A 16,030-nucleotide genomic window follows, 5' to 3' on the forward strand; every position below is an offset into this window, starting at 1 on the left:
GATTTCCGCTAGCTTATGAGAGCTATAACATTAGCCGGGTTGCCCGCATCACGACGAACGGGCAGCGTCACACGACTCACGAGTTCGCAGAAGGAGCACCATGAAGAAGCACCGCATCGCCTGGATCGCCACGATGGCCGTAGCCGCGATGGCGATCACCGGGTGCTCGGCGAACGCGGGCAGCGGCTCCGGCGACGCCACGGCTCAGGAGGGCGGCACGCTCACCTACCTCGAACCGCAGACCTGGAACACGCTGTACCCGCCGGCCGCCGGCTTCTACCCGAATGGCGGCGTCGTCAATCAGGTGACGGATCGCCTGCTCTATCAGAACCCCGAGACGCTCGAGCTCGAGCCGTGGATCGCGAGCGAACTGCCCGAGGTGAACGAGGATGCGACGGAGTACACGTTCACGCTGCGCGAGGGCGTGACCTACTCCGACGGCACACCGCTCAACGCGGAGAACGTCGTCAAGAACTTCGATCTCTACGGCAAGGGCGACACCGACCGCGCGCTGTCGATCTCCGAGGCCATCAACAACTACGACCACGGCGAGGCCGTCGACGAGTACACGGTGAAGTTCTACTTCAGCGCTCCGTCCCCCGGCTTCGCGCAGGCGACGTCGACCATCAACTCCGGTCTGCTCGCGAACGCCAGCCTCGACCGCACGAACGAGGAGTTCGGTCCCGGCAACGCCACCGAGATCATCGGCAGCGGGCCGTTCGTGATCTCGGACGAGCAGATCGGCAAGCAGACCGATCTGGCAGTGCGCGAGGACTACGACTGGGCGCCGGAGTCGCGCGAGCACGAGGGTCGCGCTCACCTGGACGCCGTGAACATCATTGTCGCGGGCGAGTCGAGCGTGCGCGTCGGCACCGTGACGTCGGGGCAGGCGCAGATCGCACGCGCGATCCCCGCGCCCGATGAGGCGCAGTTCGCCGGCGACAACCTCGAGCTCGTGCACGCGGCGACGAACGGCGTGAACAACAGCCTCAGCTTCCGCTTCGCCCACACCCCCCTCACCGATATCAAGGTGCGCCAGGCGATCATCGCGGGCATCGACCGCGAGGCCATCGTGAGCACGCTGTTCACCGAGAACTACCCGCTCGCCACCGGCATCCTCGCTGAGACCGCACTCGGCTACGCCGATACGTCGGAGTTCTACGAGTACGATCCCGCGAAGGCCGAGCAGCTGCTCGACGACGCCGGTTGGACGCCGGGATCCGACGGCATCCGCGAGAAGGACGGCGAGCGCCTCTCGATCACCTTCAACGAGGCGCTGCCGCAGCCGCGCTCGAAGGAGGTCGTCACCCTCATCCAGGAGCAGCTCGCCGAGCTCGGCATCGAGGTCGAACTCTTCCCTGGCGACCAGGCCGCGCAAGACGAGGCGCGTCTCGACGCGGACACGATCCAGGTGTACCACTCCATGGTCGGCCGCGCTGACTTCGATGTGCTGAAGTCGCAGATCTTCTCGACGAATCGCAACGCGAACCTCAATCTCGATACGGAGTCGGGCACCATCCACGACCCCGAACTCGACGCCGCGCTCGCCGAGATCGCCTCGGTGCCGACCTCCGAGGAGCGCGCGGCGGCATCGGCGAAGGCGCAGCAGCGACTCGCCGAGCAGGCATACGTGCTGCCCCTCTTCGAGGAGCCGCAGGTCTTCGGTCTGCAGGCGACGGTGGAGGGCTTCGCGACTGAATCGATCGGTCGTCCTTCCTTCTACGACGTGCAGCTCGGCAAGTGAGTCGGGCGGCGCTGCTGCGGCGCGTGGGCCAGGCGATCCTGGTCCTCGCGCTCGCGTACACCGCCGCCTACGTGCTGCTCGCCGCGCTCCCCGGAGACGCGGTGATGGCGCGTTTCGGCAATCCTGATCTCGGGCTCTCGGCGGAGCAACTCGCCGAGATCCGGGCGAGTTACGGCGTCGACCGTCCGTTCTTCGTGCGGTTCTTCGACTCGGTCGGGGCGTTCTTGCAGGGCGATCTCGGGTACTCGGTGCAGAGCGGAGCGGCGGTCTCAACGCTGCTCGCCGAGGCGCTGCCCTCGACGCTGACGCTCGCGGTGGTCGCGCTGATCCTCGCCGTCTTCTTGGCGGTCGTCATCGCGTTCACCGCGAGCTACGGCGCGGGCAGCTGGTCGCGACGCCTCTTCCGCAACCTGCCGCCGCTCTTCGTCTCCTTGCCCGTGTTCTGGATCGGCATCGTGCTCATCCAGGTCTTCTCGTTCCAGCTCGGTCTCGTGCCGACGATCGGGGCGACCGAGATGCAGGCGCTGATTCTGCCGGCCATCACGCTGGCGATCCCCATCGCGGCGCCCCTCGCGCAGGTGCTGCTGCGCAGCATCGACGAGGTGAGCGAGCAGCCGTTCATCGCGGTGGTGCGGGCGCGGGGCGCCAGCACGAGCTGGCTGCTGTGGCGCAACGTCGCTCCGAACGCCCTGCTGCCGGCGATGACAATGGCCGGTCTGCTCTTCGGAGAGCTCGTCGGCGGCGCCATCGTCACCGAGGCCGTCTTCGGCCGGGTCGGCATCGGCGCGCTCACGGCGCAGGCGGTCGCCAACCGCGACACCCCCGTGCTGCTCGCGGTCGTCGTCATTGCGACCGTCGTCTTCGTCACGATCAACCTCGTGGTCGATCTGCTCTACCCCGTGCTCGATGCACGGCTCAGGCAGCGCACCGCGCGCAAGTCGATAGGAGCGACCGCATGACCGCGATCGACGTTTCAGCCGCACGCGCGGTGCCGCCGAGCGGCGCGCGCGGAGCACGCGCGTTCTCGTGGAGAGCCCTCTTGCGCCCGGGCATCATCGTGCCAGCGCTCGTGCTGCTTATCGCACTCGCGTGGGCCGTGGCTCCCGGGCTGTTCACCTCGGTCAATCCGACCGCGAGCGTCGGGGCAGCGCTGCAGGCGCCGAGCGCCGAGCACTGGTTCGGCACCGATGCGACGGGGCGCGACCTCTACGCGCGCGTGATCTACGGCGCTTCGCAGTCGATCAGCGCAGCGTTGATCGCCGTGCTCGTCGGCCTCGTCGCGGGCACGCTCATCGGCATCACCGCGGGCGCCGTCGGCGGATGGGTCGACGAGGCCCTCATGCGCGTGGTCGACGTGCTGCTCGCGATCCCGACCCTATTGCTCTCACTCAGCATCGTGATTCTGCTCGGATTCGGTACGACGAATGCGGCGATCGCAGTGGGAGCCACGTCGATCGCGGTGTTCGCTCGCCTCTCGCGTTCCCAAGTGGTGAGCGTGCGCGCGAGCGAGTTCGTCGAGGCCGCCTACGGCTCCGGCGGCACCTTCTTCGGGGTGCTGTGGCGGCACATTCTGCCGAACTCGCTCACCGCCGTGATCGCGCTCGCCGCACTGCAGCTCGGCTCGGCGATCCTGCAGATCTCGACGCTCGGGTTCCTCGGCTACGGCGCACCGCCGCCCACGCCCGAGTGGGGCCTGCTCATCGCCGAGGGCCGTAACTACCTCGCCACCTCGTGGTGGCTGACCGTGCTTCCCGGAATCGTCGTGGTGTTCGTGGTGCTCGCGAGCAACCGACTGAGCCGGGCCATCAGCGATGGAGGCAACGCATGAGCGTCGAACCGCTGCTCAGCATCCGTGATCTCGCGGTGCAGTACCGCACTCGGCAGGGGCACATCGATGCCGTGCGCGGGGTCAGCTTCGACGTGCGCGCCGGCGAGGTCACCGCAGTGGTGGGCGAGTCGGGATCGGGCAAGACCACGGTCGCCCAATCGGTCATCGGCCTGCTCCCCGCCAACGGGCGGGTGACCGCCGGCAGCGTCACGCTGAACGAGCGACGCCTCGGGTCGACCGAACTCGTCGGACTTCCCGAGCGGCGCTGGCGCGACCTGCGCGGCCGATGCATCGGGCTCATTCCGCAGGATCCGGGCAACTCCCTCAACCCGGTGCAACCGGTCGGAAAGAGCATCAGCGAATCGCTGCGCATCCACGGCCGACCGAGTCGCGACGAGGTGCACGATCGCGTCCACGCACTGCTCGAGCAGGTCGGCATCGATCAGCCCATCAAGCGGGCCAAGCAGTACCCGCACGAGTTCTCCGGCGGCATGCGTCAGCGCGTCCTCATCGCGGCGGCGCTCGCCAATGATCCCGAGCTGATCATCGCCGACGAGCCCACCTCCGCGCTCGATGTCACCGTGCAGCGCACCGTGCTCGATCTGATCGACCGCCTGCGCGAGGAGATGGGAACGGGCGTGCTGTTCATCACGCACGACCTCGCCGTGGCGGCGGATCGCGCCGACAGCGTGGTCGTGATGCGCGGCGGCGAGGTGCAAGAGGCCGGCCCGGCAGCGCAGGTACTGGCGAAGCCGTCGTCTGATTACACGAAGCAGCTCATGGCCGATGCGCCCTCGTTCGGCAAGCTCGTCGAACGGGAGACGATCGCTGTCGCATCCGTTCCCGGCGGTGCAGCTGCGGCTCCCGCATCGTTTGCGCCGGCAGCCCCGCTCGTCGAAGTGCGCGACCTGCATCAGGTGTTCGGGCGCGGTGACGACGCCTTCGTTGCGGTCGACGGGGTCTCGTTCTCGGTCGCACGCGGGTCGACCCACGCGCTCGTCGGCGAATCGGGATCGGGCAAGACGACGACCGGCCGTGCGATCGCCGGCTTCGCGGTGCCGACCTCGGGCAGCGTGCGCGTCGACGGTGCCGAGGTCACCGAGCTGCGGCGCTCCGGCCTGCGCGAGTTCAGGCGCACCACGCAGATGGTCTACCAGAACCCGTACGGCTCGCTCGATCCTCGTCTCTCCGTGGGGCAGACGCTCGCCGAGCCGCTCAAGAACTTCCGCATCGGCACCGGGAGTCGCGCGGATCGCGCCGAACGCGTGGCCCACGCGCTCGAAATCGTCTCGCTGCCTGCCGAGTTCGCCCAGCGTCGCCCGCGCGAGCTGTCGGGTGGTCAGCGGCAGCGCGTCGCGATCGCCCGCGCGCTGATCGTCGAACCCGAGCTCGTCGTGCTCGACGAAGCCGTGTCGGCCCTCGACGTCACGGTGCAAGCGCAGATTCTTCGACTGCTCGCGCGCTTGCAGCAGGAGTTGAGCCTCACCTACGTATTCATCTCGCATGATCTCGCCGTCGTTCGCCAGATCTCCGACACGGTGACCGTGCTGCAGCGCGGCCGCCAGGTGGAGCACGGCCGCACCGAAGACGTGTTCAGCAACGCGCAAGACCCCTATACCCAGCGCCTCATCGAGGCGATCCCCGGCGCATCGCTGTCGTCGGGGCACTGGGAGATCTGACACTAGAAGGAGCACCACCGCAATGACCCTTCCCGCATACGTTCCCGCAGACGTCATCGCATCGCTCACCGGCATCTTTCCAGGCGATGCCCTCGATCGGGCGCGCGATCGCCGCCCGGAATCGAAGCAGCACGCCCAGGGCAGTTTCGAGGCGCTCTTCGTGCCGCTCGACGCCTCTGAGGTGTCGCTGGCCGAGCGGGCCGCAGTCGCGCTGTTCGTCGCGCAGCTGCACGAGGAGCCGGAGGCCGTCGCGTTCTACGGTGCGCTGCTGCGCGAGACGGGGGGCGGCGCCGGGCTCGAGCCCCTGATCGTCGCAGAAGCCGGGCGCGCTGCCGGGCAGGGCCCCTACGGGGCGTTCCGCGCCGAGAACGCGCCCGAGAGCGAGGCCGGCCCCGAGTACCGCGTCGCGTCCGTCGAAGCGGCCTACGCGCTGGGCGATCGGCTCGCAGCAGCCCTCGAGCACGCCCACATGCTCGTGCTCCACCCCCGCGACGCCGATCGCGAGCGCCTCGGGCGGCTGCTCGACGCCGGATGGAGCAGCACCGGTATCGTCACGCTCTCCCAGCTCATCTCGTTTCTCGCATTCCAGCTGCGCGTGGCACACGGCCTGCGCGAACTGCGCGAGAGCGTCGGCGGGGTTCCGGCGACGCGCGCCGAAGACCTCCCGGCGCTCGCCGCGCAGGTTGCCGCGGTGGCGCGCGAACGTGCTGGAGCGTCGGCCGAGCAGGCGCCGGTGACGGCCTCTGAGGCGTTGCCAGCTGCGCCTCGTGTCGACGAGCCCGCACGCTTCACGCAAGACGTGCTGGGGTGGAAGCCGTGGCTCGAGCCCCTGCCGGTCGCCGAATTCACCGAGGCGCACTACGACGCGCTCGTGCAGCGCGACCGCGTGCACATGCCCTACTTCCGGTTGCTCGCGCGCGATCCTGAAGCGCTGCGCGAGCGCACGCTCACCGATCTCGACATCTTCTTCAACACCGACGCCGGGTTGCCTCGCGCCGAGCGCGAACTCGCAGCGGCCGCCGCTTCGCGCTTCAACGGGTGCGTGTTCTGCGCCTCGGTGCATTCGCGGTTCGCGACGGAGCAGGGCGCCGATCGCACCGAGGTGCAGCGGTTGCTCGACGAGGGGGTGGGGGCGCGGATCTCGACGAGGATCGACGCCATCGTTGACGCGACCGTCGCTCTGACGGCGACGCCGCCGCGCTTCGGGCAGGCCGAGATATCCGCCCTGCGTGAAGAAGGTTTCGGCGAGCTCGAACTGCTCGACGCGATTCAGGCCGGCGCCTTCTTCAACTGGGCGAACCGCCTGATGCTCTCGATCGGCGAACCCACGACGGCCTGAGGCGCACCGCCGCTGGCCCCCCGATCCATCGAGGAGCCAGCGGGCCCCAGGAATTGGTCTCCTGCAACTTGACACTTGTGGACCTTGAGACAGACCAATGCAGCCGGGCAAGGTAGTGCGTATGACCGAATCCCAGGCATCAGCGTCCACCGCAGCTCCGACCACCGGCTCGCCCCTCGTCAAGCGAGGCTTCGCCGACATGCTCAAGGGCGGGGTGATCATGGATGTCGTCACCCCCGAACAGGCGAGGATCGCGGAAGACGCCGGTGCCGTCGCCGTAATGGCGCTCGAGCGCGTTCCGGCAGACATCCGCGCACAGGGCGGGGTGGCGCGCATGAGCGACCCGGACCTCATCGACGGCATCAGAGCGACCGTTTCGATTCCCGTGATGGCGAAGGCCCGCATCGGGCACTTCGTGGAGGCGCAGGTACTCGAAGCGCTCGGGGTGGATTGCATCGACGAGTCCGAGGTGCTGTCGCCGGCCGACTACGTGCACCACATCGACAAGCAACGGTTTGCGGTTCCCTTCGTGTGCGGCGCGACGAACCTGGGCGAAGCGCTTCGCCGCATCTCGGAGGGTGCAGCGATGATCCGCTCCAAGGGCGAGGCCGGCACCGGCGATGTCTCGGAGGCGACCAAGCACATTCGCACGATTCGCGGTGAGATCGCCCGCCTCTCTGCGCTCGGCCCAGATGAACTGCACGTCGCGGCGAAAGACCTGGCTGCGCCGTACGATCTCGTCGCAGAGATCGCGGCCAACGGTCGCCTGCCGGTGAAACTCTTCACCGCGGGCGGGGTCGCCACGCCCGCGGATGCGGCGATGATGATGCAGCTCGGCGCCGACGGGGTCTTCGTGGGATCCGGCATCTTCACGTCAGGCGACCCTGCGAAGCGTGCCGCCGCGATCGTGCGAGCGACGGCGCGTTTCGATGACCCTGGCGAGGTCGCCGAAGCTTCGCGCGGGCTCGGCGAGGCCATGGTGGGCATCAACGTCGCCGACCTGCCCGCGCCGCACCGCCTGGCCGAGCGCGGATGGTGACGGCACTCGGCAAAGTGCCGCTCCTCCCTCACGACGAAGTCTGGATCAAGGGTGCTAGGTCGTGTGCAGGTGGAGGCGCTCGCCGACCGTGTTGAAGATGCTGATCACCTCGCACGGTTTCGCGCCGTCAGCGCGCATGCGGTGCGGTACGGAGGTGTCGAATTCCGCTGCCTCACCCCGGCCGAGCACGTGCTCCCGCTCGGCGAGAGACAGGCGCAGTTTGCCCGAGAGCACGTAGAGCCACTCGTGCCCCTCGTGCACCTGCAACTCGCACTCCGGCGCATCTGGGGAGTACGTGATTTTGAAGGCGCGCACCTCCGACGCCTCGCGGGTGAGCGGAGCGATCGTCATGCCCTCGCGCCGAATGAGGGAGCGGTGCACGCGGGGGTCGCGATCCGGCGCATCGAGCAGGTCGTCGACGCGGATGCCGAGCTGCCGCGTCACGGGAAGCAAGAGCTCGAGGCTCGCCTGGCGCTTACCCGACTCGAGCCGGGAGAGCGTGCTCGGAGACATGCCTGCCCGAGCGGCGAGATCTTCGAGAGTCCATCCGCGGTCTTGCCGGGCGGCGCGTAAGCGCGGCCCGAGCCGCTGCAGTTCATCCATGCGTATCCTTGCCATTTTCGCAAACCAGATTGCAATTATTGCACATCGCGTCGATGCTGATGGCATGACGAAAACAGATTGGGATGCCATTGTGATCGGCGGCGGCGCTGCCGGCCTGAGTGCTGCGCAGGCGCTCGGGCGCTCGTTGCGGCGCACGCTCGTGCTCGACGGCGGGGCGCCCCGCAACCGCTTCGCCGCACACATGCACAATGTGCTGGGACTCGACGGAACACCCCCGCTCGAACTGCTCGATCGCGGTCGCGCCGAGGCTGAGGGCTACGGGGTCGAGTTTCGGGCCGCTCAGGTACGTGCGGTGCGCGACACGGTCGAGGGCGCCGGATCGCCGCAACCCGTGGGCGGCTCGGTCTCTGTCGAGCTCGAATCGGGGGAGGTGCTCACGACGCGGGCCCTGGTTGCTGCGACCGGCGTTACCGACGTACTCCCCGAGATTGCCGGGCTCGCAGAACGCTGGGGCCGAAGCGTCTTGCACTGCCCGTACTGCCACGGCTGGGAAGTGCGCGGAACGCGCATCGCGGTCGTGACGACCTCGCCGATGGGACTGCACCAGGCGAAGCTGCTGCGGCAGTGGAGCGACGACGTCACGGTGTTCACGGAGGGGCTCGTGGATGCGGAGGGCTCCAGCGTGCTCGATGCCGATACCGAACGGGGCTTGCGGGCGCGCGGGGTGCGCCTCGTGCCGGCTCCGGTCGAGGAGGTCGTCGGCTCCGGGTCGCAGGTCAGTGCGGTGCGCACTTCGGATGGGCAGGAGTTCGCAATCGATGCCGTCTTCACGGGATTCGCGATGGTGCCCCAAGATGGGTTCCTCTCTGAGCTCGCGCTCGATCGCAGCGATACTCCGATGGGTGCGTTCATTGCAGTCGACACGATGCAGCGCACGAGTCATCCGCGCGTCTGGGCCGCGGGAAATATCGTGAGTCCGGCAGCGACGGTGCCGCTCGTGATGGGCGCGGGAACGATGGCCGGGGCAGCGGTGAATGCCGCTCTCGTGGATGAGGACTACGCCCTCGCCGCAGCGGAGGTGGTCTAATTGGGCGCTCACCAGCACGGCGCGCACGCGCACGATTCGCATCCGGTGCCGCATCCCGCACCGCTCTCCGAGCCTCACGATCCCGCACCGACGGATCCCATCGCGTTCTGGGAGCAGCGGTACGGTTCGGCCGACCGCGTCTGGTCGGGCAGCGTGAACCGCACGCTCGCCGACCTTGCGGAGGGCTGGACCCCAGGGCGAGCGCTCGACCTGGGGAGCGGCGAAGGCGGAGATGTGCACTGGCTCGCCGAGCGCGGGTGGGACGCGACGGGCATCGACCTGTCTTCGACCGCGGTTGCTCGGGCGCAGCTCGCGGCTGCGGAGCGGCGGCTCGAGGGCGCACACTTCATCGCTGCAGACCTCGGTCGCTGGAGTGAGGATCCGGCGGCCATCGATGGGGGTGCGGCTCCGTTCGACCTCGTGACAGCGAGTTTCTTCCAATCTCCGGTAGAACTGCCGCGCGAGCGCATTCTGCGAGCCGCTGCTGACCGCGTGGCTCCCGGGGGCAGACTCGTGCTCATCGCTCACGCGGCCGCTCCGCAGTGGTCGTCGCACCACGACGAGGACTTTCCGACCCCGGAGACGGAACTCGCCGCACTGGAGCTGGCGGAGGATGCCTGGGAGGTCGCGGTCGCGGAGGTGCGCGAGCGAGACGGGCGCGGACCCGATGGAACCCAGCACCGACTCAGCGACTCAGTCGTCGTAGCCCGGCGGCGCTGAGCGACGGGCTGCCGCGCGCTATTCGGTCACCTCGTCCCCCTCGTTCACCTCACCGCAGTGCGCGCCCGATCCGACATGCCCGAGATGCGCAAGGCCTGTTGCGTCAGATGGGTTCCACGTACCCTGTCACCATAGTGCAGTCATAGGAAAGTTGGCTGCGCGGCGTACAAGGGGGTAATGGGTATGACCACGGAGCGCGTAGAAGCAGCACCGGAATCGAAGCGCGGATGGACGAAGGCGCGCGCGATCCTCGCTGGTGGGCTCGTTCTCGGCGTCGGGGCGGCGATCACGCTTGCGGCCTGGACCGACAACGAATGGGCCACCGGCGTGTTCGGCAGCGGCAACTTCGGCATCGAGGGCTCGACCGATGGCACGGCGTTCAGCGATCATCCGACGGAAGCCGAAGCCGAGGAGCTCGAATTCACCGTGGGCGCCGAGAACCTCGCGCCCGATGACGTCGTCTACGCCCCGTTCGCGGTGCAGCTCGAGCGCGACGCGACATACGATGCCGAGGTCACCATCGCACAGGCCGTCGATCCCGCGCTCGTGGGCATCACCGCCGACTACGTCTTCACCGACACCCTCGGGTGCACCGAGGAGGCCTACGCCGCCGGCACCGACGAGAACGCCGCGACGTTCGCCCTCGACAGCCTCGCCGACGTGCAGAACGTGTGCTTCCGCGTGACGGCGGGCGATGACCTGGCGCAGGGCGTCGAGGGCGAGATCACCTGGAACTTCGCAGCGGTTTCGGGCGACGCTCTGTAGGTCTGCCGTGAACCGCAGAGGCCGTTCGACCGGCATTCGTGGGCATGGCAGAGCGCGGGGAGATTGGTTCACGAAGACGCGCGCGGTGCTCGCCGGCGCCCTCGTGCTCGGGGTGGGCGGATCGTTGACGCTCGCGGCATGGACCGACACTGAATCGGCCCGGGCGACGTTCACTGCGAGCACGTTCGGCGTCGTCGGCTCGGCGAACAACGGGGCGACGTACACCGAGAACCCTGCCGCGACCCCCGCCGCACTGACGTTCGCGGTGACGCCGACGGCGATGTCGCCGGGAACCACCACGTATGCGAAGTTCTTGGTGCGTACGACAGACGCCACGAACGTCGGGGGTACTGCGACATTGAGCGCACCCACCACAACGACGACGTCGGCGACGAGCCTTGCGGGGTTCCTCACCTACGGGGTGCGCGTGATTCCGGCGGCTCAGACGTGCGACTCGACGTCGTTCGGAGGTTCGTCGAGCGTGGTCGTGCCCAACGGGAGCGCTTTGACGGTCGCGGGGAGCGGTTCGGTTCCGCTTGCTGCTGCGGGAGCGTCGCCCGTCGCATACTGCTTCGCCGTCACGCTGCCCGCCGGAACCTCGAATGCCGCGCAGGGGACCAATACGACCGCGACGTGGACGGTGACGGGAACATCGACTTCGTGAACGGTCGGGCATGCAGGGTGAAAGGGGGAGGCGATGACGCGGGGGAACGCGGGTCGAGTTGTGGGGAACACGCTGTTGAATATTGCAGCGCTCGGCGGTCTGGTGTGCATGGTGCTCGTGCTGGTGTCGGCGCTCTGCAACGTCTCGCTCATCATGTTCAAGACCGGATCGATGTCGCCCACGATCCCAACGGGGTCGCTCGCGGTCGTGCGTGAGATCCCAGCGTCGGATATCGAGGTCGGCAATGTGCTGACCGTCGACCGACCCGGAGAGTTGCCCGTCACGCACCGCGTCACCTCGATCGAGGGATCGGGTGAGAGTCGTACGATCACCATGCGGGGCGATGCGAATGACGCCGAGGATCCGCTGCCGTACACCGTCACCGAGACGCGTATCGTGATGATGTCCGTACCGCACCTGGCGAAGGTTGTGGTCTGGTTCTCGAACCCCTGGGTGCTCGGGGGGCTGACGCTCTCGGCATCGGTATTGGTGACGTGGGCGTTCTGGCCGCGACCGCGGCGAGACGGCTCCCGCACGCCACTGCACGGTGCGCGCGAGAGCGGGGCGAAGGATCGCACGGCCGCCGGCGTCGTGGCGGTGAGCGCGATCGCGATGGGTCTGGTCGGCGCAACCCTTGCTCCGACGGGCGCCGAGGCCGTCGCGCCGTCCGAGGCAACCCCGGTCGTCATTCGAGGCGAGCATATTACGCTGACGTCGATCGGGGACGCCGACGCGATGCGCACGATGCGGCCCGGCGTGCCGGTGGTCTGGCAAGTGGGAGTGCAGGTCGACGCCCCCGATCCCGGAATCGTCGAGGTCTCGCTCGCGGCCGCCGGATCGCGAGAGCTCGGACTGACCCTCGACGTGCGCAGCTGCGACGTCGCCTGGAACGAGGGGCGCTGTGCGGGTGATGAGGCGGTGCTCGAGAACCGCGGACGCGTCGATGTCGGGGCTGCCGCGATGCCACTCACCGCCATGCGCGCCACCGAGGAGCAGTGGTTGCTGGTGACCGCTACGATTCCCGCACCTGCGTCGGGCATGGTCGCGCTCACCATGCGCGCCGCCGGAGGCAGTGAGGCGGTCGCGACGAGTCCCCAGCCGATCGCACCCCTGCCGACTACCGGGACCGAGCCCGCTTGGGCACTCGGCTTCGTCGCCGTTGCGGCGGGGTTGACGGCCGCGGGCGTCGCCTCGCTCCTGCGCGGACGACGGACGGCGGGAGAGCCGTGCAGCGCCGCTTGATCCGGGGCCGCGACCGGGATGACACCGCCGTCCGCACCCGTCGTCGAACCAGACTCGCCGCGGGCATGATTGCCCTGGGCATCGTGGCGACCGGGCTGTCGCAGCCACCGCAGCAGACGGAGGCGCTCTGGACGGACGGGGATTCGGGGCGCGCGACGTTCACCGCTTTGACGGTCCCGGCACCGGTATCGAGGGCGAACTGCGTGACCACACCGGGCGCGCTGGGGCTCAATCCGCGTGTGACGATCTATTGGCGCGCACCGGTGGGCGCCACCGGGTATACCTCAGCGAATGCGCAATATGGGTACGTCTCGAGCTCCGGGCTCATTCCGGTGACCGGACCCCTGCTCGGCAACGTGAACACTACCGGAAGCACGCCCGCGGCGTACACGACCGTCGTGAACAGCGGATTGCTCGGTGGCCTGCTCGGCGGGAGCGTCGTGTTCGGAATCCGATTCGTCGGCCCCGGCGGTTGGCAATCGCAATGGCTCGTGGCAACCGCATCGATGGGGCTCGCGGGCATCAACCCCACCTGCACGTTGAGCACGCTTCCGAGCACCTGAGGTCTTGCCCGCGCACCGACGGCGCCCATCGACAGAAGCGAGGGGCGCCGTCGACGCGAACGTTTGGACCTACGGGAGCAGGCGGTTCGGCCCGCGGAAGAGGTATGTCACCTCGCGGATCGACTGCTGCTTGAGCAGGAGCATCAGCACACGGTTGAGGCCCATGCCGAAGCCGCCGTGCGGCGGCACGCCGTAGCGGAAGAAGTCGAGGTAGAAGCCGAGCTCCTTCGGGTCCATGCCCTTCTCGACCGCCTGGGCTTCGAGCACCTCGATGCGGTGCTCGCGCTGCGCGCCCGTCGAGATCTCGGTGCCGCGGTAGATGAGGTCGTAGCTCTGCGTGAGCTGCGGGTTCTCAGCGTTGCGCATGTGGTAGAACGGGCGGATCGACGCGTCGTAGTCCGTGAGGAACACGAAGTCGTGGTTGTACTTCTTCTTAACGTGAGCGGCGATGCGACGCTCGCCCTCGGGATCCATGTCGGCATCGGCGCGGGGCACCTCGTAGCCCTCCGCCTTCACGATCTCCTTCGCCTCGGCGAGGGGGATGCGCGGGAACGGGCGCGACGGCACCTCGACCTCGATGCCGAAGAGCTTCTCGATCTCAGCGCCGAGCTGCTCCTTCACCGCGGTCAGGCCGGCGACGAGCAGCTCCTCGTGCAGCTCCATGACGTCTTCGGGGGAGTCGATCCAGCTCAGCTCGGTGTCGATTGAGGTGAACTCGGTCGCGTGCCGCGACGTGAACGAGTGGTCTGCGCGGAAAGCGGGGCCCACCTCGAAGATGCCGCCGAAGCCCGCAGCCTGTGCCATCTGCTTGAAGAACTGGGGGCTCTGCGCGAGAAACGCCTTGCCCTCGAAGTACTCGACCTCGAAGAGCTCGGCGCGCGACTCGGAGGCGCTCGCCATGAGCTTCGGGGTCTGGATCTCGATGAAGCCGCGATCCACCCACACTTGGCGCAGCGCGTGCAGGAACGCGGTCTGCACGCGGAAGACGAGGTTCTGCTCGGGACGGCGCAGATCGAGGAAGCGCCAGTCGAGACGCACGTCGATGTTCGAGTCGCCGGCGACCGGGTTGTCGGGGAGCGAAGCCGTGACGACCTCGATCTCCTCGATCTGCACCTCGACGCCGCCGAGCTTCACACGCTCGTTGTGCTGCAGCTCGCCCGTGACCGTGACGAACGATCCCTGGGTCAGCTCTGAGATGGTGGTGGTGCGGGGCACGAGAACGTCTGAACGGGGGTTCTCGGGATCCGGCTCGCGCAGCACGCCGCCATTGACGAGCTGCACCGCGCCCGACTCATCACGCAGCACCACGAACTGCACGTACCGCTGGTCGCGTACCTTCTCCACCCATCCAGAGACACGCACGATGCCGTCTTCGCGGGCGGCCAGGTCCTTGATCAATACACGCTCAGTCACCCGGACAGTCTAGCTGTCACGGTGCGAAGCGCTGTACGGGGCGATCGGGTGATTGCGGTGACCGCTGCTGGCTCAGCCCCGAACTCCCAGACACTCCGAACGTACAATGGATGTGTGAGCGACAAACTGCTGCATTTGGTGCGCCATGGCGAGGTGCACAATCCGGATCGCGTGCTCTACGGGCGCATTCCGGGATTCCGCCTGTCTGAACGCGGCCACCAGATGGCGGAGGCCGCAGCACTCGAGTTGGCGGGCAGCGACCGGGTCGTCACCAAGCTCTTCGCCTCGCCGCTGGAGCGCGCGCAGCAGTCCGCGCGCCCGATCGCGAGTGCGCTCAGCCTCGAGATCGCGACCGAAGAACGCATCATCGAGCCGACCAATGCATTCGAGGGCATGGTCAGTTCCGGCGCCGACCGCGCCTTCACGAAGCCGCGGTACTGGTATCGCTACCTCAATCCGTTCCGCCCGAGTTGGGGGGAGCCCTACCGGCAGATCGCGGATCGCGTGCGGTCGGCGATGGACGACGCCTGGGATTCGACGCGCGATGGCGACATCGTGATGGTGTCGCACCAATCACCGATCTGGATGGCACACCTCGACATCATCGGTAAGCCCCTGTTCCACAACCCGTCATCGCGACGCTGCGATCTGTCGAGCATCACCACCTTCGAGAAGCGCGGCGAGCGCTGGTTCGAGGTCGATTACCGCACCCCCGCCGCCGGCCTGATCGACGACGCCGTAGATGTAGGAGCCGTATGAGCCTGCGACGCACCGCCACCGCTGTCACCTTCACGCTTTCGACCGCTCTGCTGTTGGCCGGCTGCAGCAGCGAGGGCTCAGACCTCGCGTCGCAGTACCAGGAGGGAAGCGACAAGGGCTACGTCTCGGGCGACGGGACGTCGCTGAGCATACCGACCGCAGAGCGCACCGAGCCCGTCGAGTTCTCCGGGGTGGACGAGAGCGGCGAGACCTTCGGCTCCGACGACACGGCAGGCGAGGTGACGGTCGTGAACTTCTGGTACGCCGGGTGCGCTCCGTGCCGCGTCGAGGCCCCCGATCTGGTCACCGCATTCGATGAATACTCGGATGAGGGCGTGCAGTTCGTCGGTGTGAACACACGCGATCAGGTGGCTCAGGCGCAGCAGTTCTCGCAGGAGTTCGATATCGAGTACCCCTCGATCATGGACAACGCGGGCGGCCGTTCGGTGCAGCGCGCGTTCGCGGGCCAGGTGCCCCTCAATGCGGTGCCGACGACACTGGTGCTGGATCGCGAGGGGCGCGTGGCGCACCGCGTGCTCGGGCAGCTCGCGAGTGCATCTCAGCTGAGCACCCTCATCGACGAGACCCTCGCCGAATCGAGCGACGCCGCCGGCGAGCAGTAGC

The 16,030-nt window shown here is 68.1% G+C and carries 16 protein-coding genes; 14 read left to right on the forward strand and 2 right to left on the reverse strand.

Going from position 1 to position 16,030, the window contains the following annotated elements:
* Nucleotides 1–100: 100 nt before the first annotated feature.
* The 6 genes from AB0O71_RS09265 to pdxS all read left to right on the forward strand — a co-directional run bounded on the left by AB0O71_RS09265 (nt 101) and on the right by pdxS (nt 7,629).
* The gene (locus tag AB0O71_RS09265) at nt 101–1,744 is read left to right on the forward strand and encodes a TIGR04028 family ABC transporter substrate-binding protein (protein ID WP_363744532.1); all 1,644 of its coding nucleotides are present in this window, start codon (nt 101–103) and stop codon (nt 1,742–1,744) included.
* Nucleotides 1,741–2,703, forward strand: a complete 963-nt coding sequence (locus AB0O71_RS09270; protein ID WP_363744534.1) for an ABC transporter permease — start codon at nt 1,741–1,743, stop codon at nt 2,701–2,703. The genes AB0O71_RS09265 and AB0O71_RS09270 overlap by 4 nt, the downstream gene beginning before the upstream one ends.
* Entirely contained in the window at nt 2,700–3,572 is an 873-nt protein-coding gene (locus AB0O71_RS09275) for an ABC transporter permease (protein WP_363744535.1), read from the forward strand. Before AB0O71_RS09270 ends, AB0O71_RS09275 begins: the two co-directional genes overlap by 4 nt.
* Nucleotides 3,569–5,251 (forward strand): ABC transporter ATP-binding protein, encoded by a 1,683-nt coding sequence (locus AB0O71_RS09280; RefSeq protein ID WP_363744536.1) that lies wholly within the window; start codon nt 3,569–3,571, stop codon nt 5,249–5,251. The genes AB0O71_RS09275 and AB0O71_RS09280 overlap by 4 nt, the downstream gene beginning before the upstream one ends.
* Before the next feature lie 22 nt (nt 5,252–5,273).
* Nucleotides 5,274–6,590, forward strand: coding sequence for an alkylhydroperoxidase domain protein (locus AB0O71_RS09285; RefSeq protein WP_363744538.1), 1,317 nt, complete (start codon nt 5,274–5,276; stop codon nt 6,588–6,590).
* Between the two features lie 121 nt (nt 6,591–6,711).
* Complete coding sequence (gene pdxS / locus AB0O71_RS09290; protein WP_363744540.1) at nt 6,712–7,629, forward strand: pyridoxal 5'-phosphate synthase lyase subunit PdxS; 918 nt, start codon at nt 6,712–6,714, stop codon at nt 7,627–7,629.
* Nucleotides 7,630–7,683: 54 nt separating this feature from the next.
* Here pdxS and AB0O71_RS09295 read toward each other — a convergent pair whose 3' ends face one another.
* Complete coding sequence (locus AB0O71_RS09295) at nt 7,684–8,232, reverse strand: XRE family transcriptional regulator (protein ID WP_363744542.1); 549 nt, start codon at nt 8,230–8,232, stop codon at nt 7,684–7,686.
* Between the two features lie 64 nt (nt 8,233–8,296).
* On the opposite strand from AB0O71_RS09295, the gene AB0O71_RS09300 reads away from it, so the two are divergent.
* From AB0O71_RS09300 to AB0O71_RS09325, 6 genes are all read left to right on the forward strand, one after another.
* The gene (locus AB0O71_RS09300) at nt 8,297–9,280 is read left to right on the forward strand and encodes an NAD(P)/FAD-dependent oxidoreductase (RefSeq protein WP_363744544.1); all 984 of its coding nucleotides are present in this window, start codon (nt 8,297–8,299) and stop codon (nt 9,278–9,280) included.
* Nucleotides 9,281–10,000: a class I SAM-dependent methyltransferase gene (locus AB0O71_RS09305; protein ID WP_363744546.1), complete on the forward strand. Its 720-nt coding sequence runs from the start codon at nt 9,281–9,283 to the stop codon at nt 9,998–10,000.
* A gap of 177 nt (nt 10,001–10,177) precedes the next feature.
* The gene (locus AB0O71_RS09310) at nt 10,178–10,765 is read left to right on the forward strand and encodes a SipW-dependent-type signal peptide-containing protein (protein WP_363744548.1); all 588 of its coding nucleotides are present in this window, start codon (nt 10,178–10,180) and stop codon (nt 10,763–10,765) included.
* Nucleotides 10,766–10,772: 7 nt separating this feature from the next.
* Complete coding sequence (locus AB0O71_RS09315) at nt 10,773–11,429, forward strand: SipW-dependent-type signal peptide-containing protein (RefSeq protein WP_363744550.1); 657 nt, start codon at nt 10,773–10,775, stop codon at nt 11,427–11,429.
* A 33-nt stretch (nt 11,430–11,462) separates the two neighbouring features.
* Nucleotides 11,463–12,671 (forward strand): signal peptidase I, encoded by a 1,209-nt coding sequence (locus tag AB0O71_RS09320; RefSeq protein WP_363744552.1) that lies wholly within the window; start codon nt 11,463–11,465, stop codon nt 12,669–12,671.
* A gap of 65 nt (nt 12,672–12,736) precedes the next feature.
* Nucleotides 12,737–13,234 carry a hypothetical protein gene (locus tag AB0O71_RS09325; protein WP_363744554.1) on the forward strand — a complete coding sequence of 166 codons (498 nt, stop codon included), beginning with the start codon at nt 12,737–12,739 and terminating at the stop codon, nt 13,232–13,234.
* 69 nt (nt 13,235–13,303) lie between these two features.
* On the opposite strand, the gene aspS is transcribed toward AB0O71_RS09325, so the two are convergent.
* Nucleotides 13,304–14,647 carry an aspartate--tRNA(Asn) ligase gene (aspS, locus tag AB0O71_RS09330; protein ID WP_363744556.1) on the reverse strand — a complete coding sequence of 448 codons (1,344 nt, stop codon included), beginning with the start codon at nt 14,645–14,647 and terminating at the stop codon, nt 13,304–13,306.
* 114 nt (nt 14,648–14,761) lie between these two features.
* Here aspS and AB0O71_RS09335 point away from each other — a divergent pair, with 114 nt between their 5' ends.
* Together AB0O71_RS09335 and AB0O71_RS09340 are read left to right on the forward strand one after the other, a co-directional pair.
* The gene (locus tag AB0O71_RS09335; protein WP_363744558.1) at nt 14,762–15,406 is read left to right on the forward strand and encodes a histidine phosphatase family protein; all 645 of its coding nucleotides are present in this window, start codon (nt 14,762–14,764) and stop codon (nt 15,404–15,406) included.
* Nucleotides 15,403–16,029 (forward strand): TlpA disulfide reductase family protein, encoded by a 627-nt coding sequence (locus AB0O71_RS09340; RefSeq protein WP_363744560.1) that lies wholly within the window; start codon nt 15,403–15,405, stop codon nt 16,027–16,029. The genes AB0O71_RS09335 and AB0O71_RS09340 overlap by 4 nt, the downstream gene beginning before the upstream one ends.
* The last annotated feature ends 1 nt before the right edge of the window (nt 16,030 follow it).

Source organism: Leucobacter sp. NPDC077196, from assembly GCF_040687075.1.
GTDB lineage: Bacteria > Actinomycetota > Actinomycetes > Actinomycetales > Microbacteriaceae > Leucobacter.

What these genes read in the sequence shown, in the direction of transcription:
- AB0O71_RS09265 (WP_363744532.1), top strand. Translation starts at nt 101, where the DNA reads ATGAAGAAGCACCGCATCGCCTGGATCGCCACGATGGCCGTAGCCGCG.
- AB0O71_RS09275 (WP_363744535.1), top strand. Translation starts at nt 2,700, where the DNA reads ATGACCGCGATCGACGTTTCAGCCGCACGCGCGGTGCCGCCGAGCGGC.
- AB0O71_RS09280 (WP_363744536.1), top strand. Translation starts at nt 3,569, where the DNA reads ATGAGCGTCGAACCGCTGCTCAGCATCCGTGATCTCGCGGTGCAGTAC.
- AB0O71_RS09285 (WP_363744538.1), top strand. Translation starts at nt 5,274, where the DNA reads ATGACCCTTCCCGCATACGTTCCCGCAGACGTCATCGCATCGCTCACC.
- pdxS (WP_363744540.1), top strand. Translation starts at nt 6,712, where the DNA reads ATGACCGAATCCCAGGCATCAGCGTCCACCGCAGCTCCGACCACCGGC.
- AB0O71_RS09295 (WP_363744542.1), bottom strand. Translation starts at nt 8,232, where the DNA reads ATGGATGAACTGCAGCGGCTCGGGCCGCGCTTACGCGCCGCCCGGCAA.
- AB0O71_RS09300 (WP_363744544.1), top strand. Translation starts at nt 8,297, where the DNA reads ATGACGAAAACAGATTGGGATGCCATTGTGATCGGCGGCGGCGCTGCC.
- AB0O71_RS09310 (WP_363744548.1), top strand. Translation starts at nt 10,178, where the DNA reads ATGGGTATGACCACGGAGCGCGTAGAAGCAGCACCGGAATCGAAGCGC.
- AB0O71_RS09320 (WP_363744552.1), top strand. Translation starts at nt 11,463, where the DNA reads ATGACGCGGGGGAACGCGGGTCGAGTTGTGGGGAACACGCTGTTGAAT.
- AB0O71_RS09325 (WP_363744554.1), top strand. Translation starts at nt 12,737, where the DNA reads ATGATTGCCCTGGGCATCGTGGCGACCGGGCTGTCGCAGCCACCGCAG.
- AB0O71_RS09340 (WP_363744560.1), top strand. Translation starts at nt 15,403, where the DNA reads ATGAGCCTGCGACGCACCGCCACCGCTGTCACCTTCACGCTTTCGACC.